15 protein-coding genes, 1 pseudogene and 2 riboswitches are annotated in these 16,133 nt (G+C 35.6%); of the genes and pseudogenes, 9 read left to right on the top strand and 7 right to left on the bottom strand.

The features are described 5' to 3' along the window. Nucleotides 1-92: 92 nt before the first annotated feature. Both BTOYO_RS07570 and BTOYO_RS07565 read right to left on the bottom strand, forming a co-directional pair. Nucleotides 93-383 carry an ArsR/SmtB family transcription factor gene (locus BTOYO_RS07570; RefSeq protein ID WP_000894375.1) on the bottom strand — a complete coding sequence of 97 codons (291 nt, stop codon included), beginning with the start codon at nucleotides 381-383 and terminating at the stop codon, nucleotides 93-95. 428 nt (nucleotides 384-811) lie between these two features. Continuing rightward, nucleotides 812-1,324, bottom strand: coding sequence for a cysteine hydrolase family protein (locus BTOYO_RS07565; RefSeq protein ID WP_000379181.1), 513 nt, complete (start codon nucleotides 1,322-1,324; stop codon nucleotides 812-814). 540 nt (nucleotides 1,325-1,864) lie between these two features. Here BTOYO_RS07565 and BTOYO_RS27675 point away from each other — a divergent pair. After that, complete coding sequence (locus tag BTOYO_RS27675) at nucleotides 1,865-2,014, top strand: hypothetical protein (protein ID WP_000521653.1); 150 nt, start codon at nucleotides 1,865-1,867, stop codon at nucleotides 2,012-2,014. A gap of 369 nt (nucleotides 2,015-2,383) precedes the next feature. Here BTOYO_RS27675 and metC read toward each other — a convergent pair whose 3' ends face one another. Further along, nucleotides 2,384-3,547, bottom strand: coding sequence for a cystathionine beta-lyase (metC, locus tag BTOYO_RS07555; RefSeq protein WP_000122270.1), 1,164 nt, complete (start codon nucleotides 3,545-3,547; stop codon nucleotides 2,384-2,386). Further along, on the bottom strand, nucleotides 3,544-4,656 hold the full coding sequence (gene metI / locus BTOYO_RS07550) for a cystathionine gamma-synthase/O-acetylhomoserine thiolyase (RefSeq protein ID WP_000103906.1): 1,113 nt from the start codon (nucleotides 4,654-4,656) through the stop codon (nucleotides 3,544-3,546). Before metI ends, metC begins: the two co-directional genes overlap by 4 nt. A gap of 95 nt (nucleotides 4,657-4,751) precedes the next feature. Continuing rightward, a riboswitch (SAM riboswitch) is annotated at nucleotides 4,752-4,861 on the bottom strand. 202 nt (nucleotides 4,862-5,063) lie between these two features. Beyond that, nucleotides 5,064-5,173: riboswitch (SAM riboswitch) on the top strand. A 70-nt stretch (nucleotides 5,174-5,243) separates the two neighbouring features. On the opposite strand from metI, the gene BTOYO_RS07545 reads away from it, so the two are divergent. The 6 genes and pseudogenes from BTOYO_RS07545 to BTOYO_RS07520 all read left to right on the top strand — a co-directional run bounded on the left by BTOYO_RS07545 (nucleotide 5,244) and on the right by BTOYO_RS07520 (nucleotide 12,933). Then, the gene (locus tag BTOYO_RS07545; RefSeq protein ID WP_023441044.1) at nucleotides 5,244-7,076 is read left to right on the top strand and encodes a bifunctional homocysteine S-methyltransferase/methylenetetrahydrofolate reductase; all 1,833 of its coding nucleotides are present in this window, start codon (nucleotides 5,244-5,246) and stop codon (nucleotides 7,074-7,076) included. Beyond that, on the top strand, nucleotides 7,076-10,474 hold the full coding sequence (gene metH / locus BTOYO_RS07540; RefSeq protein ID WP_000649701.1) for a methionine synthase: 3,399 nt from the start codon (nucleotides 7,076-7,078) through the stop codon (nucleotides 10,472-10,474). The genes BTOYO_RS07545 and metH overlap by 1 nt, the downstream gene beginning before the upstream one ends. A gap of 18 nt (nucleotides 10,475-10,492) precedes the next feature. Next, nucleotides 10,493-11,551, top strand: coding sequence for an undecaprenyldiphospho-muramoylpentapeptide beta-N-acetylglucosaminyltransferase (locus BTOYO_RS07535; protein WP_000724783.1), 1,059 nt, complete (start codon nucleotides 10,493-10,495; stop codon nucleotides 11,549-11,551). A gap of 95 nt (nucleotides 11,552-11,646) precedes the next feature. Continuing rightward, a pseudogene (locus BTOYO_RS07530) lies at nucleotides 11,647-11,906 on the top strand (DUF3966 domain-containing protein). A gap of 94 nt (nucleotides 11,907-12,000) precedes the next feature. Further along, entirely contained in the window at nucleotides 12,001-12,378 is a 378-nt protein-coding gene (locus BTOYO_RS07525; protein WP_000675235.1) for a nucleoside 2-deoxyribosyltransferase, read from the top strand. A gap of 66 nt (nucleotides 12,379-12,444) precedes the next feature. Next, nucleotides 12,445-12,933, top strand: a complete 489-nt coding sequence (locus BTOYO_RS07520; RefSeq protein WP_000764243.1) for a hypothetical protein — start codon at nucleotides 12,445-12,447, stop codon at nucleotides 12,931-12,933. Between the two features lie 35 nt (nucleotides 12,934-12,968). On the opposite strand, the gene BTOYO_RS07515 is transcribed toward BTOYO_RS07520, so the two are convergent. Then, a complete protein-coding gene (locus BTOYO_RS07515; RefSeq protein ID WP_001092834.1) occupies nucleotides 12,969-13,280 on the bottom strand; it encodes a hypothetical protein in 312 nt (103 codons plus the stop codon). 252 nt (nucleotides 13,281-13,532) lie between these two features. On the opposite strand from BTOYO_RS07515, the gene BTOYO_RS07510 reads away from it, so the two are divergent. After that, the gene (locus tag BTOYO_RS07510; protein ID WP_001008324.1) at nucleotides 13,533-13,748 is read left to right on the top strand and encodes a DUF3912 family protein; all 216 of its coding nucleotides are present in this window, start codon (nucleotides 13,533-13,535) and stop codon (nucleotides 13,746-13,748) included. Nucleotides 13,749-13,835: 87 nt separating this feature from the next. Then, complete coding sequence (locus tag BTOYO_RS07505) at nucleotides 13,836-14,228, top strand: hypothetical protein (protein WP_000875405.1); 393 nt, start codon at nucleotides 13,836-13,838, stop codon at nucleotides 14,226-14,228. Between the two features lie 62 nt (nucleotides 14,229-14,290). On the opposite strand, the gene BTOYO_RS07500 is transcribed toward BTOYO_RS07505, so the two are convergent. Next, nucleotides 14,291-15,685: an L-cystine transporter gene (locus BTOYO_RS07500; protein WP_001094349.1), complete on the bottom strand. Its 1,395-nt coding sequence runs from the start codon at nucleotides 15,683-15,685 to the stop codon at nucleotides 14,291-14,293. Nucleotides 15,686-15,792: 107 nt separating this feature from the next. Next, complete coding sequence (locus tag BTOYO_RS07495) at nucleotides 15,793-16,035, bottom strand: DUF2626 domain-containing protein (protein WP_000440717.1); 243 nt, start codon at nucleotides 16,033-16,035, stop codon at nucleotides 15,793-15,795. Nucleotides 16,036-16,133: the final 98 nt, after the last annotated feature.

Here is a 16,133-nt window from a genome sequence, read left to right as displayed (position 1 = left end):
AGTATTATATATTTCCTCTCATGATATATATTTATATTAAAGATATGAGATGAAAAATATAGAATACGTTCTTTTTCTCTGTTTATTAGTCCCTAACCTAATAATACGCGAACGAGTTGAATAATTGTTTCGTTTTCTACTTTGTAGTAAATTTCTAATCCTTTTCTTTCACTAGAAACGATTTTAGCACTTTTTAATTTTGCTAAATGCTGTGAAATTGTAGACTGTGGCATGTTTAAGCCAGTGTACATTGTAGAAACGTTGCTTGGACCACGCTCGATTAATCCTTTTACGATACATAAACGAACTGGGTGAGCAAGTACTTTCAATAATTCTGCATTGCTTTCATAAAGTTCTATTTCTTTTTGAAAGGTTTCTAACATGTTCTTTTCCACCTCCGTGTGAGCTGTTATACCATACTATACATACCAAAAAATTAAAGAAAAGAAAACAGTTGTTGCAGAAAAAATTTCCTAAAGTAAAGAAATTGTAAGAAAAGAGACCCTGATGTAAATAAAATGGATAAATTAGCACAGTTTTGTAAAATGACGCTTTTGGGCGAAAATTTTGATGCATTTTAAAAATTGAAAGATATAGATATATTTGTAACACAATTTTATCATGATTTTCTTATTCTTTCAAATGAATATACAAAATTTTTAAAATAATATGACAAAGGAATTATAATGCTATATATAGAATATAAAACAGGTTAAAAGAAGCCCGATGTAATCAGCTTTTTTATGAGGATAATGAGACACTTGAGTGTAGCTGATCAATCTTAGAATGATCAAGTCATTCTTCATTTATGCTAGAGCTCATCTTTTAGCAACTTTAAAAATCTGTGATTCCATATATTCTCATAAAAGTCAATTGTCTCTTTTGCGGACATAAATGGATTGTTTAATGTAGAAGTTATTTTAGGTGCCATAAAGTTTTCGTACCCTAGTCCGTGAGCAAATTTAATCGTAGCATCCATACAGTACTCTGTTTGGGCGCCACAAAATTCAATACGATGTACAGATAATTGATCTAAAATTTCTTTTAAGTTTGTTTTATAAAATGAATTTGCATGTGTTTTTCTCACAAAGAAATCTTGGTCTTGAACATCTAGATCAGTATGAATAGCCCAAAGTTCTTTTTCGGGTACTAAATCATCATCACAATGTTGAACAAAAATGATTGGTTTATTTGATTTTCTGTATGAAGAAATTCTTTTATTTACTTTTGTAAGCAAGTTTTGTAAATCAAATAAATGCTCTCCGCTATAACATACCCCATTTTGTAAATCGATAACGATTAAAATATCAGAACAAGTATCCATTATTTTTACCCCCTTGTATTTCTTAATATATCGATAAAACCATTATTTGTAAATAAGTGATGTGCTTTTATCCCACTATTTGTGGGAGGCGGGCTGCCCGTAAACGCCCGATTGGTGAAGGCTAATAATGAGTGGGAATGAACAAAACCCCCAATGATTAAATTTTTGTACAGAGATAATAAAGTAGTTTCATTTACAATAAAATTCTTTAAAAAACAATAAAGTTGTTTTATTATAATTGGGGTAGAGTCAAGAAAATACGCATTTACAACGATAAGTATTTTGATACAAGTCTTATGAGACATTATGAGGTCTAATTGAAAGGTGATTGGATTATGTACCGATAGGTTTTACTCTATTGAGATTGTGAAGTTTCCTACTTAGACTAACGGGGCAGGTTAGTTAGATAAAGGGATATTTGGATTAAGATAGATGTAAGTAGAAAAACTACTAAAGTAATAAGATTTTCTTCAGTAAAATAAGGTATATTATATTTGTTGAATAGATTCTCTGTAAAGACAAGAAAAGTAGGTGAACAAAGTGGGCAAATATCAATTGGATTACAAAAGTCAGGTAGCTGTGGCAAAGTTTCATGAAAAACAGACGCCTGCCAAATTTGATAAAAAGCAGCAACTTGAAAAATTGCGTGCGGAGTATTTGAAAAAGAAGCAAAAACAAACAGATAAATAATATGTTTTGTTTGTCTGATTGTTTTGTATTCGGTGTAAACAAAAGGAAATAGGTAAGTTATTCATCGTTCAAATATATACAGGCTATTTTTTCAAACATCTTTCTTAATGAACTAACGCATGCGTTAGTTCATTAAGAATAAATAAAAAAGTCGATTCCTTGAGAGGGGAATCGGCTTTTTTTAATAAGTGATATTTCCTTAGCGTTGTAAATCCGCATTTTCCTGACGCTACCCCTCATTAGACTAACGAGGAGGATGGTTGAAGAAGACAAAAAAATTTGAGTACAAAAAGAAAAAACACTAAAAAGAATATACTAAACCGCATAAAAAGAAGATATGAGAACTTAATCTCATATCTTCTTTTCTCTCTACGCATTTACAGGTTCTTCTACATAAGAGAGGGCATTTTCAAAATCGGATATTAAATCGTTAACATTTTCAAGACCGACTGATAAGCGAAGTAATGAATTAGAGATACCTCTTTCATCACGAGCTTTTTGCGACAGTGCGGCGTGGGACATTTTAGCTGGGTAGGAAAGAATCGATTCGACAGCTCCTAAACTCACTGCAAAAACAGGTAATTTTACTTTTGATAAAAATTGGCGGAGTGCATCTTCTGACTGCAAAGTAAACGATAAGACCGCTCCAGCTGACGTTGCTTGAGATTGTTGAATATTAAATCCAAGATGTGTTTGTAATCCCGGATAATAGACATTTTGTACTTTAGCATGCTCTTGTAAATAGTGTGCAATTTTATTGGCATTTGCAGCTGAGTGCTCAAGACGTACATGTAATGTTTTTAGACCGCGAAGTACGAGAGAACAATCTTGAGGTCCTAAAATAGCGCCAAATGCATTTTGTAAAAATCCAAGCTTTTGAGCGAGTTCGGCATCTTTTACGACCGTTAATCCGGCAGTAACATCACTGTGACCAGCAATAAATTTTGTAGCACTATGAAGAACGACATCGGCGCCAAGATCAAGTGGCTTCTGGAATAATGGTGTCAAAAAAGTATTATCAACAAATGTAAGAGCACCAATAGATTTTGCGAGTTTAGAAACCTCGCGAATATCTGTTACTTTTAAAAGTGGGTTAGATGGTGTTTCTACATAAAAGAGTTTCGTATTCGATTTAATATTTTGCTTTATTTCTTCTAAATTGGTCATATCAACAAATGTATGTGAAACACCGTAACGGGAGAGTACTTCAGTTATAATTCGATAAGTGCCTCCGTATACGTCTTCTGAAATGAGAACGTGATCGCCTTGTGAAAGAAGGAGAAAAGCAGTAGAAATCGCTGCAATGCCTGAGGCAAAGGCGAATCCTTTTGTTCCGCCTTCTAATAAAGCAATGATATCTTCCAGAGCTTCACGAGTTGGATTTCCAGATCGGCTATAGTCGTATTTGCCAAAAGTATCTACATCAAACTGGTGAAATGTTGATGTGTTATAAATGGGAACGTTAACAGCTCCTGTTTGTGCATCGTGTTTATATTGGTTGTGTAGTAAGAGTGTATCTATAGAATAACTCATATTCTCACACCTTCTTTTACAAGTTTAATGGCTTGATTTAAGTCTTGAATTAAATCATTACTGTTTTCAATGCCGACGGAGAATCGAAGAAGACGATTACATACACCGTTCGCCGTTCTGATTTCTTCTGGAATATCAGCATGTGTTTGCGTTGCTGGATAAGTCATTAAACTTTCTACACCACCAAGACTTTCGGCAAATGTGATTAAGGATAAAGATTGTAAGAATGGATTAATCCAAGCTTCATCTTTAAGTCGGAATGAAATCATACCGCCTCTCCCTGGATAAAAGACATCTGTCACACCATCCTCATCATTTAAATAAGCAACAACTGCTTTCGCATTTTCTTCATGTTGTTTCATGCGAAGCGCTAAAGTTTTCATACCACGAATTAATAGCCATGAGTCAAATGGGCTTAAGACAGCACCGGAGGCATTATGATAATGAGCGATTTCCTCACAAAGTTCCTTTCCTTTTGCAACGACAAGTCCGCTTAATACATCATTATGCCCACCTAAATATTTCGTTGCACTATGAAGTACGATGTCAGCACCTTCTGTTAATGGCTGCTGTATATAAGGCGTGTAGAATGTATTGTCTACGATAAGAAGTAGTCTGTGTCTTTTCGCTACAGTTGCGACAGCGGCAATATCAGTAACTTGCATTAATGGATTAGTCGGAGTTTCTATGAAAATAGCCTTCGTTTCAGTTGTGATAGCTTGCTCAATCTGTTTAATAGATTGTGTATTTACGTATCTACATCGAACATTCCACTTTTTTTCGTGTTCGGAAAATAAGCGATACGTTCCCCCGTATAAATCTTCGGATACAATAAGTTCATCTCCAGAACGGAATAATGAAAGGACGAGGAGAACAGCTGCCATACCTGAACTACAGGCATAACCTTGTTGGCCATATTCTAAGTCTGCGATTGCCTGTTCTAAAAGACCACGAGTTGGATTTCCAGTTCGTGAATAGTCAAAGCCGGTAGATTTACCAAGTCCTTCGTGACGATAAGCGGTTGAGAAATAAACGGGTGGATTAACAGTTCCTGTTGTAGTTTCGCTACGATTTCCGATTTGTGCTAGTTTTGTTTCGATAGTTGACATGTAAAAATTCCTCCTTTTTAAATTGAACCAGTAGTTGAATATAAAATAAAAAAAAGCCTTCTAAGAAGAAGGCTTTCGGATTGAATAGAGTCTTCTTCTCATCTGTCAAATCTTTCACAATTTGCTGGAATTAGCACCTTATTAACAAATGTTAATGGTTGCTGAGGCGTCATAGGGCCAGTCCCTCTACCTCTCTAGATAAGAATGTTCGTATGAAATTTTTATTATGTTTTTAACTTTACAGCAAAAGTTAATTGAATTGCAACTTTATTTTAAATAATTTTTATTTTTCCGCAAGTGTCATTGACTTTTATATTTGTGCATGCTAAATTTATAAAAAATTAACAAACATTGTTAAAAGGGGAACGCATTTCCTTTTAGCTACATAAATAAAATAATAAAGACAACTCTTATTGAGAGCGGTGGAGGGAAAGGCCCTGTGAAACCCGGCAACCTTCAAACGAAATGTTTGAAACGGTGCTAATACCTGCAAAACGAATGTTTTGCATAATAAGAGGCGGAACAATTATGTCCCCCTCTTCAAAGTGAAGAGGGGGTTTTTATATTGATAGAAATGAGGGAGATTCGTGAAATTACTAGATTTATTATCAAAAGGAATTGTAATAGGTGATGGTGCGGTTGGAACGTTATTACATTCACATGGTTTGCAAAGTAGTTTTGAAGAATTGAATGTATCTGATCCAGACCTAATTATATCGATTCATAAACAATATGTAGCTGCTGGTGCAGATGTGATTCAAACAAATACGTATGGAGCAAATGAGGCGAAATTACGTATGTATGGCTTAGAAAATCAAGTTGTTCAAATTAATAAAGCGGCAGTGAAGCTTGCGAAAGCATCTGTTACAAACAGAAATGCAATTTTAGGAACAATCGGTGGTATGAAACATATCGGAGCTGTCACAACGACTGATATGGAGCGAGAATTTATGCTACTTGAACAGGCAGGTGCTTTACTAGAAGAACAGGTTGATGGATTACTATTAGAAACTTTTTACGATGAATTTGAATTACTTCATGCCGTTAAAGTATTGCGTAAGCAAACGAATATTCCGATTGTTGCTCAAGTAGCGTTACATGAAGCAGGTACGACTCAAAATGGAAATGATGTCAATGAAATATTAAAACAGCTTATAGATTACGGTGCAAATGTTGTTGGATTGAACTGTCAACTAGGGCCACTTCATATGACGGAAGCTTTCAAAATGATATCGATTCCGCAGAATGGCTATTTATCAGCATACCCAAATGCAGGTCTCCCAAATTATGTGGAGGGACGTTACGTATATGAGGGAAGCCCAGCTTATTTCGAAGCGATGACACCGAAATTTATTGAGCAAGGTATTCGGTTATTGGGTGGTTGTTGTGGTACGACTCCAGAACATATTCAAAGTATGAAGCGCGCTGTTGCGAATGTTACACCTGTAATAGAAAAAGACACAATTCAAAGACCGAAAGTAGTTCATACACACGAGAAGCGTTCGAAGGCACAGGTTACTCTTGCGGAAAAGGCAAAAAAACAAACGACAGTTGTAGTGGAATTAGATCCGCCGAAAACGTTAGATACACAGCGTTTTTTTGAAGGAGCAAGAGCGTTAAAAAGAGCGGGAGCAGACGCTATTACTCTAGCAGATAATTCATTAGCATCGCCTCGTGTTTTGAATATGGCAATGGGCGCACTATTAACGAAGCACGATATTCCAGTATTGACACATTTAACGTGTAGAGACCATAACGTCATTGGACTACAATCTCATTTACTAGGTTTATCAGCGTTAGGTATGGAGGAAGTATTAGCTTTAACTGGTGATCCAGCGCGCGTTGGTGATTTTCCGGGAGCAACTTCTGTATATGATCTGTCCTCTATAGAGTTAATTAAAATGATTAAAGAAATGAACGATGGACGTTCCATTTTAGGGAAATCCATTGGACCGGCAACAAGGTTTTCAGTCGGAGGTGCTTTTAATCCTCACGTAAGGCATTTAAAAGCAGCGGTAAAGCGAATGGAACGAAAAATAGATGCTGGGGCTGAATATTTCTTAACACAGCCGATATATGATGTTGCTTTAATAGAAGAAGTATATGAAGCAACAAAACATTTGGAACAACCTATTTTTATTGGAATTATGCCATTAGTAAGTAAGCGGAATGCAGACTTTCTCCATTTTGAGGTGCCGGGTATTACTCTTCCTGAAGAAATAAGAGAGAGAATGGATGGACACGAAACGAAAGAGGCAGCTATCGAGGAAGGGATTCGTATTTCACAAGAGTTGATCGATGCAGCGATGAAATATTTTAACGGTATCTATTTAATTACACCATTTCTAAAATATGAAATTACAGAACATCTTGTTAAATATGTGAGAGAAAAGCAAGAAGTGAAAGAAGGTATTAATTGATGAAGTGTATAGAAGAAAAATTACAAAATAACATTTTAATATTAGACGGTGCAATGGGGACAATGATACAACAAGAGGACTTAACTGCAGAAGATTTCGGAGGAGAAGAGTACGAGGGCTGTAATGAATATTTAGTAGAAACAAGGCCGGATGTTATTTTAAAGATTCATAAAGCTTATATTGAAGCTGGAGCTGACATTATTGAAACAAATACATTTGGGGCGACAAATATCGTATTAAGTGATTATGAGCTGTCTCATTTAGATGAAGAACTAAATGAAAAGGCAGCACGATTAGCGAAACAAGCTGTTAAAGAAAGCGGGAATGAAGTATATGTTGCAGGTGCGATGGGACCGACAACGAAAGCAATTAGTGTTACAGGAGGAGTTACATTTGAAGAACTAATAGAAGCTTATACTAGGCAGGCGAGGGGATTATTAAATGGCGAAGTTGATGTGTTACTCGTTGAAACGAGTCAAGATATGCGTAATGTGAAAGCTGCTTATATTGGAATTCAAGCTGCTTTTGAAGAACTAAATAAAATTGTTCCTATTATGATCTCTGGGACGATTGAGCCGATGGGGACGACTCTGGCTGGGCAAACAATTGAGGCTTTTTACTTATCCGTAGAACATATGAAGCCATTATCTGTTGGATTAAACTGCGCGACTGGTCCGGAGTTTATGAGAGACCATATTCGTTCTTTATCTGATTTATCGGAGTGTTACATTTCTTGTTATCCAAATGCAGGTCTTCCTGATGAAGATGGACATTATCATGAATCTCCATCTTCTCTCGCTGAAAAAGTGAAGCGATTTGCTGAAGAAGGATGGATTAATATTATTGGTGGTTGTTGCGGCACAACACCAGAACATATAAGAGCAATGAAAGAAGCGCTAGCATCTCTTACACCGCGTGCGCAAAATGAACGAGCCGGACATGGAATTAGTGGATTAGAGGCGCTGCAATATGATGAGTCTATGAGACCGTTATTTGTAGGTGAAAGAACGAATGTTATAGGGTCACGTAAATTTAAACGATTAGTGGCAGAAGGTAAATTTGAAGAGGCTGCTGAAGTGGCAAGAGCACAAGTGAAGAAAAATGCTCATATTATTGATATTTGTATGGCAGACCCTGACCGTGATGAAATAGAAGATATGGAAAAATTCTTATCAGAAGTTACGAAAGTGTTAAAAGTACCGATTATGATTGATTCAACAGATGAAAATGTAATGGCGAGAGCACTTACTTATATTCAAGGGAAAGCTGTTATTAACTCTATTAACTTAGAAGATGGAGAAGAGCGTTTTGAAAAGGTAACGCCACTGCTTCGCAAGTATGGTGCCGCAATTGTAGTTGGGACAATCGACGAAGATGGTATGGCAGTAAGTGCTGAAAGAAAACTAGAAATTGCGAAAAGAAGTTATGAATTATTGACGACGAAATATGGTATACGCCCGTCAGATATTATTTTTGATGCACTTGTATTTCCAGTAGGGACAGGTGATGAAGAATACATCGGTTCAGCGGCAGCGACGATCGAAGGAATTCGACTTATTAAAGAAGCGTTACCAGAATGTTTAACGATTTTAGGTGTGAGTAATATATCATTTGGTTTACCACCAGCTGGACGTGAAGTGTTAAATTCTGTCTTTTTATATCATGCAACGAAAGCAGGATTAGATTATGCGATTGTTAATACTGAGAAATTAGAGCGCTATGCGTCAATTCCAGAGGAAGAAAAACGTCTTGCAGATGCATTATTATTTGAAACGACGAAAGAGACGTTAGAAGAATTTACGAATTTTTATCGTGTTGCTAAAAAGAAAGAGGTTGTTGTTCAAGAAATATTAACGCTTGATGAGCGACTAGCCAACTATATTGTAGAAGGTACAAAGCAAGGATTACATGAAGATTTAAGTCTCGCGCTGACAGAGGGAAGAAAACCTTTGGATATTATTAATGGTCCACTTATGACAGGAATGGATGAGGTGGGACGATTATTTAATAATAATGAACTTATAGTTGCTGAAGTATTGCAAAGTGCTGAAAGTATGAAAGCTGCTGTAAGTTATTTGGAGCCGCATATGGAATCTAGCGATAGTGCGAAAAAAGGAAAAGTATTATTAGCGACCGTTAAAGGGGACGTACATGATATTGGGAAAAATCTTGTTGAAATTATTTTATCAAATAACGGATATGAGATTATTAATTTAGGAATTAATGTTCGTTCGGATCGAATCGTTCAAGAAGTGCAAGAAAAAAAACCTGATATTATAGGTCTTTCTGGCTTGCTAGTAAAATCAGCACAACAAATGGTAACAACTGCTGAGGATTTAAAAGCGGCGAATATTGATATTCCAATTGTTGTTGGTGGTGCAGCGTTAACGAGAAAGTTTACAGATAATCGTATTTCTCCATCGTATAAAGGGCTCGTATGTTATGCGAGCGATGCGATGACAGGTCTTGATATTATTAATAAGCTTCAAAAAGAAGAAGAGCGTGAGAAGATGAAACAGGATAAAAAAGAACGTCATCTTCATATCGTAAAAAAAGAAGAGAAGAAAGTGGAAATTCCAGCAGTAATTGAGCCATTACCAAAATCAGAGGTTATGGTGCCTGATTCAACAAAACGAATTGTATTACGAGATGTTCCTGTCTCACATCTTGCCCCATTTTTAAATAGACAAATGTTACTTGGACATCACCTTGGATTAAAAGGAAATGTGAAGAAGCTTTTGAAAGAGGGGGATAAAAGAGCGCGCGAATTAAATGATTTAATAGACGAATTATTGGTGGAAGGACAATCTTGGTTAAAACCGAAAGCAGTGTATCAATTTTTCCCAGCGCAAAGCGATGGACAAAACATCGTAATATATGATCCAGAAGATCATACGCGCGTAATAGAGCGTTTCACATTTCCTAGACAAGGAAAAGCACCATACCGTACTTTAGGTGATTATTTGCGCCCTATTGGAGATGAGATGGACTATGTCGCTTTCTTATCTGTTACTGTTGGGGAAGGAGTTCGGGATATTGCTGAGGAGTGGAAGGCGAAGGGAGATTATTTACGCAGTCATGCAATTCAATCGTTAGCGCTTGAATTAGCAGAGGGGCTTGCTGAAAAAACACATATGCTCATTCGTGACCGCTGGGGCATTCCAGATTCACCTGAACTGACGATGGAAGAGCGTTTCCGTACGAAATATAGAGGAATACGTGTGTCATTTGGTTACCCAGCATGCCCAGAACTTGCGGATCAAGAAAAATTGTTCCGTCTAATTCATCCAGAGGAAATAGGTATTTCATTAACGGAAGGATTCATGATGGAACCAGAAGCATCAGTAACGGCTATGGTATTTTCTCACCCTGAGGCAAGGTATTTTAGTGTACTATAGTGTAGAAGGGGGAGACGTATGAAGAAAATAGTCTTTACAGGTGGCGGTTCGGCAGGGCATGTAACACCTAATTTAGCCATCATTCCATATTTACAAGAACAGCATTGGGATATCTCTTATATTGGTTCTCATCAAGGGATTGAGAAAGCGATTATAGAAAAAGAGGGCATTCCGTACTATAGTATTGCGAGTGGAAAGCTACGTCGTTATTTTGATTTGAAAAATATAAAAGATCCTTTTCTTGTAATGAAGGGGGTTATGGATGCGTATGTAAGGATTCGAAAACTAAAACCGGATGTAATTTTTTCAAAAGGTGGTTTCGTATCTGTACCAGTCGTAATTGGAGGATGGTTAAATAGAGTGCCAGTTTTATTGCATGAATCCGATATGACACCAGGACTAGCAAACAAAATTGCGCTCCGTTTTGCTTCGAAAATATTTGTTACATTTGAGGAAGCAGCGAAACATTTACCGAAAGAAAAAGTAATATATACGGGAGCTCCTGTACGTGAAGAAGTGTTAAAGGGAAATCGTGAAAAAGGTTTAGCGTTTTTAAGTTTTTCACGTAAAAAGCCGATTATTACAATTATGGGTGGAAGTTTGGGTGCGAAGAAAATCAATGAAACAGTTCGAGAAGCGTTACCAAAACTTCTTAAAAAGTATCAAATTGTTCACCTTTGCGGAAAAGGTAATCTTGATGAAAGCTTACAAAATAAAGAAGGATATAAACAATTTGAATATATCCATGAGGAGTTACCAGACATATTAGCGGCAACAGATTTTGTTATTTCACGTGCGGGATCCAATGCAATCTTTGAGTTTTTAACATTAGAAAAGCCAATGGTTTTAATTCCCTTATCAAAATTTGCTAGTCGTGGAGATCAAATTTTAAATGCAGAATCCTTCGAAAAACAAGGTTATGCCTCAGTATTGTACGAAGAAGATGTTACTATGAATTCTCTTATAAAGCATGTCGAAGAGTTAGATCAAAATAATGAGGTGTATAAAAGGGCATTAAAGAAATACAATGGAGAAGAAGCGATTAAAACTATTATTAAACATATTTCAGAGGCATGATTATACAATCATGTCTTTTTTAATAGGATGAAAGATTCCAAGAATTGATATTTTTATGTTACAATAACAAATGGTTAGTAGGGAAATTCCAATTGATTAAGCGTGAAAATACGAATGGATTAGGAGTGACTGTGTTGGAGCTAAGTCTCTATGAAAATACTGCACTTATTATATGCTTTGTGTTGTACGTTGGTAGTGTGATTGTTTATATTTCAAGGAAATTTTCGCAAGAACGAGAGCTTGAAAAATCAGAAATAACAGCAGAACTAGAAATGTTAGCTGATGAAAGTTATAAAAAACAAAAATAAAAGAAGACCATGAAGCAACCCATCATTTAAACGCAAATAAGTTCTAAAGATGGGGATTTTTTTTGATGTCATTCTTTATTATATCTATAGCAAGTAACGCTAAAAGGAGTTTCCCCATACATATTTAAAGGATGAACATAAATGAAATTTTATATAGCATCGGGATTTCAAAATAAACACATTGTTCATTTTGTATCAGGCCAGTTAAAAGAAGCAGGATGGCACCATACATATGATTGGACAAAAAACGAAAGAGCAGTTAACCAAGAACAATTAAGAGAAATTGGTGAGGCGGAAAAGAATGCTATAAAGGAAGCCGATGTCTTTTTACTTATATTAGATGGTGGAAATGGAAGTCATACAGAGTTTGGAATGGCCATTGCACTAGAGAAAAAAATATATATGTATCATGAAGGAAATTCGCTGCAAACAACATTTTATCATTTGCCAGAAGTACATATTTTTGAAGGGGATGCAAAAGAGTTTGTAGCTCACGTTATGAATAATGTGGATGTTTAAAAGGTTATAAAGATAATCTTTTGGGTACAGTGATGATAAGGAAAGTATATAAAGGAGCTATATAATATGAAATTAGAAAATGGTTGGGAAACAAGTTTTTTAGAAGTGGTACAAAAGAGTGAATTTAAGAAAGATGCGCTTCTTAGTCAATTGCTTTTTGCAGATAGTGAAGAAGTAGAAGAGCTTACTGATGATTACGGATATGAAGAGATTATTGAACGCGAACATGATGATGAATTAGCAGAAGTTTTAGGCGAAGAACTATTCAGTGAGATGGAGCGATACGTATTCTTATCTTCACAACCAGAAGAGAAACTGATTTCATTCGTAAATGGATTAGGTTTTCATGTGTTAGATTGGATCGTGCTTCTTGAAACAGAATTTGGTGTTGATAGTGCAAACTTTACATCAGATGCTGTGAAGATGTTAGAAAAGCGTTTCAGACAGTTTCCATACATAGAGGATAAGACGATTTTTGATATGACGTTTGGAGAAGCGATGGATGTATTAGAATCCATTACAGGATTACAACTGAAGGAAAAGATGAACGTATAATGAAAAAAGAACGTGAGGATATCACGTTCTTTTTTTTACATAATAATAATTTTATCATCTAGTTTTGTCTGCCCAGTAAGAAGTGCGTTTAAATATTCCACTTTTCTTATACAAGCTTGTATATGTCTTTCAACCTCTTGTAACTCTGCTTGATGATGTGTTTCAATTGGATGAATTTGTACGTTAAATTTTTCAAATTGACTACTATATGTTATTTCTGCATAGCCGCTCATAATATCCGTTTTGTTATGAAATAAAAATTGTTTCGTTTTGTCACAGAATGATACATCCTGAAAGCCATATACTTTTAATGCGTCAATTACTTTTTTTATTATTTTTGTATTCATTTTTTAACCCTCTTTACGAAGTTCTACTTTTATATTATAACATAAAAAATTACATAGAAAGCGCTTCCAAGTGTATTTTATTATAAACTTTACGTTTCAATCATAAAAATGAAACAAAGAAAAAATAATTGTAAAGAAGGAAGGACTCTTTTATTGTTTCGTCATATATATAGAGAAATAGTGCAATGAAAGGAAATTTTCCGAGGTGGAGATTGTATTTCCAATTTGAGCGCAGTAAAAGAGGTGAGAATCTTGAACTTTGATATTGTAGGGCAAAAAGCATATATAAAAGATGGCCCGCATCGGAACCGAATTGGAATTGTAAAGAAAAACGAAGAACAATTAAAACCACACTTCGCTATTATAATTGGAGAACAAAGTATTGATGTCGAGCTAAAGGATATCGTGTTAGTTGGAGTGGACGTAGGACAATTTCATAAATGGTGCGAGCAGAATGGTTATTTGTGAAAAGGACGGGCTGTGAGATAATGAAATATATTTGAGAAAAGAGAATATGTTATTGTATTCTCTTTTTCTATGTGTAAGGAGACGGAAATGAAGTATAAAGAACGAGATTTTACATTGGAATTGAAAGAGAAAATTCAATGTATGGAAAAGGAGATAGAGCGAATATCACTTAAACTTTTTAGAGAGTATGCGCATTTATATATTGAGAAAAATATGGAATTAGACATTGGATTCGAAAGAGAAAAAGAGGATCCCTTTGAAACGGGGTATTATTCATCAGTTTCCATGGCGATAGTAGATGAAGAAGGTGAGATGATTGACTTTTATATCATTCCAATTTGGAAATGTGAAAATATCCTTTTAGGAATGCTAACTCAATCAAGAATTTGGGGGAGTAAGAAAGTAGGAGAACTTGTTGATTATTCTTATTATGAGATTGAGGAGGAGTTAAAAGAGCAACTAGAAGAATGCTTGGAGTGATACTTTTCAAGATGAGATGTAAAAAAAGACGCTAACAGTTTTATGTTAGCGTCTTTTTCTTATTATGAAGCAATTTCACCAGTTTTTGTATCATCTTGATTGTACGTATCTTGATCTAATTCACCAAGCCATTTACTAGAAATAAGACCTGCTGTCATAGAACCACTTACGTTAAGAGCTGTACGGCCCATATCGATTAATGGTTCAACCGAGATAACAAGAGCGACAATGCCAATTGGTAAGTTCATTGTAGATAGTACGATTAACGCTGCGAATGTTGCACCGCCACCAACACCGGCAACACCGAATGAGCTAATAGCAACGACAGCGATTAAAGTTAAAATAAATTGTGGTTGTAACGGATCAATTCCTACAGTTGGAGCGACCATCATTGCAAGCATTGCTGGATAAATACCTGCGCAACCGTTTTGACCGATAGATACTCCGAATGAAGCTGCGAAGTTTGCAATCCCTTCGGAAATACCAAGCTTTTCTTTTTGCGCTTCAATATTTAATGGCATTGCACCAGCACTAGAGCGAGATGTGAATGCAAATGTTAATACAGGGAATACCTTTTTTAAATATTGAATTGGATTTAAACCAGATAGAGCAATTAATAATAAGTGAATAACGAACATTACGATAAGTGCTACGTAAGACGCTAATACGAAGTTACCAAGTTTTAAAATAGCATTTATATCGCTACCAGCAACTGTTTTTGCCATAAGAGCTAATACGCCGTATGGAGTAAGGCGTAAAATTAATGTTACCATACGCATTACGATTGCATATACAGCATCAAGCATCTTCTTAAATAACTCTGCTTGTTCTGGATATTTTCGTTTCACACCTATAAAGGCAATGCCGATAAAGGCTGCAAATATTACGACAGAAATTGTTGATGTTGGACGAGCACCTGTTAAATCAAGAAATGGATTTGTAGGTAATAGCTCTAATAATTTGTCTGGAATTGTTGTCTTTTCAATAGAAGTAAATCTTTCTTCAACTAGTTTCAGACGAGCAGATTCTGCATCACCTTGTTGTAGGCCTGTTGCTGATACATCAAATCCTGCACTTGCAGCGATTCCGACAGCTGCAGCAATTCCTGTAGTAAGAATTAAAATTCCGATAATAAGGCCACTGATTTTACCAAGATTTTTCGTTAATTGTAATTTTGTAAAGGCTGAAATAATAGATACTAAAATAAGTGGCATAACGATCATTTGAAGCAATTTCACATAACCGTTACCGATTAAGCTAAACCAAGTATTTGATTCAATAATTACTTTAGAAGTAGGCTCATAAATAAATTGTAATATAAGACCAAATAAAATTCCGACTCCTAAAGCAGTAAATACACGTTTATTAAAAGATACATGCTTACGTTGCATATAATATAATACGCCGACTAAAATGAGCATGACTGCAACGTTAATTCCGACAAGCAGTGTATTCATGTTGATTCCCCCTAATTCCAATATGTTATATAGAATATAAGGTAATAAAACCTATAAGTCAACTAGGAAATTCCGGGATTAAAAAAAAGATGGCAAATTGCCATCTTTTAATGTCCAGCCCCAGGGACAAGTAAAAACGTCGTGTAGTATGTAAATCCTATGAAGAAAACAGTTAAGTAGGCCCCAAATACGTATATATACATACGCTCTGTTAATTTTAAATAACTTAAAAGTACGAAGAAACCTGTTTGTCCTAAAAATAGTAGTGCAGCCTGTTGCATATCCCCTACGTAAAACATAACCGAGAAAATTCCAGTCCAAAAGCCGAGAACGCGAAACATGCGCTCCATGCCATCTCCCTCCTTTTCTAGAAAAAGTAAACCTCTCCTCATTATAGTTTATTTTTCTTACTATTGTAAATATTCGTTCATATAAAAAGAAGCCAATT

This window comes from Bacillus toyonensis BCT-7112 (assembly GCF_000496285.1).
GTDB classification, from domain to species: domain Bacteria; phylum Bacillota; class Bacilli; order Bacillales; family Bacillaceae_G; genus Bacillus_A; species Bacillus_A toyonensis.
This window is presented reverse-complemented; position numbering and strand designations above follow the sequence as displayed.

What these genes read in the sequence shown, in the direction of transcription:
- BTOYO_RS07570 (WP_000894375.1), bottom strand. Translation starts at nt 383, where the DNA reads ATGTTAGAAACCTTTCAAAAAGAAATAGAACTTTATGAAAGCAATGCA.
- BTOYO_RS07565 (WP_000379181.1), bottom strand. Translation starts at nt 1,324, where the DNA reads ATGGATACTTGTTCTGATATTTTAATCGTTATCGATTTACAAAATGGG.
- metC (WP_000122270.1), bottom strand. Translation starts at nt 3,547, where the DNA reads ATGAGTTATTCTATAGATACACTCTTACTACACAACCAATATAAACAC.
- metI (WP_000103906.1), bottom strand. Translation starts at nt 4,656, where the DNA reads ATGTCAACTATCGAAACAAAACTAGCACAAATCGGAAATCGTAGCGAA.
- metH (WP_000649701.1), top strand. Translation starts at nt 7,076, where the DNA reads ATGAAGTGTATAGAAGAAAAATTACAAAATAACATTTTAATATTAGAC.
- BTOYO_RS07535 (WP_000724783.1), top strand. Translation starts at nt 10,493, where the DNA reads ATGAAGAAAATAGTCTTTACAGGTGGCGGTTCGGCAGGGCATGTAACA.
- BTOYO_RS07525 (WP_000675235.1), top strand. Translation starts at nt 12,001, where the DNA reads ATGAAATTTTATATAGCATCGGGATTTCAAAATAAACACATTGTTCAT.
- BTOYO_RS07520 (WP_000764243.1), top strand. Translation starts at nt 12,445, where the DNA reads ATGAAATTAGAAAATGGTTGGGAAACAAGTTTTTTAGAAGTGGTACAA.
- BTOYO_RS07515 (WP_001092834.1), bottom strand. Translation starts at nt 13,280, where the DNA reads ATGAATACAAAAATAATAAAAAAAGTAATTGACGCATTAAAAGTATAT.
- BTOYO_RS07505 (WP_000875405.1), top strand. Translation starts at nt 13,836, where the DNA reads ATGAAGTATAAAGAACGAGATTTTACATTGGAATTGAAAGAGAAAATT.
- BTOYO_RS07500 (WP_001094349.1), bottom strand. Translation starts at nt 15,685, where the DNA reads ATGAATACACTGCTTGTCGGAATTAACGTTGCAGTCATGCTCATTTTA.
- BTOYO_RS07495 (WP_000440717.1), bottom strand. Translation starts at nt 16,035, where the DNA reads ATGGAGCGCATGTTTCGCGTTCTCGGCTTTTGGACTGGAATTTTCTCG.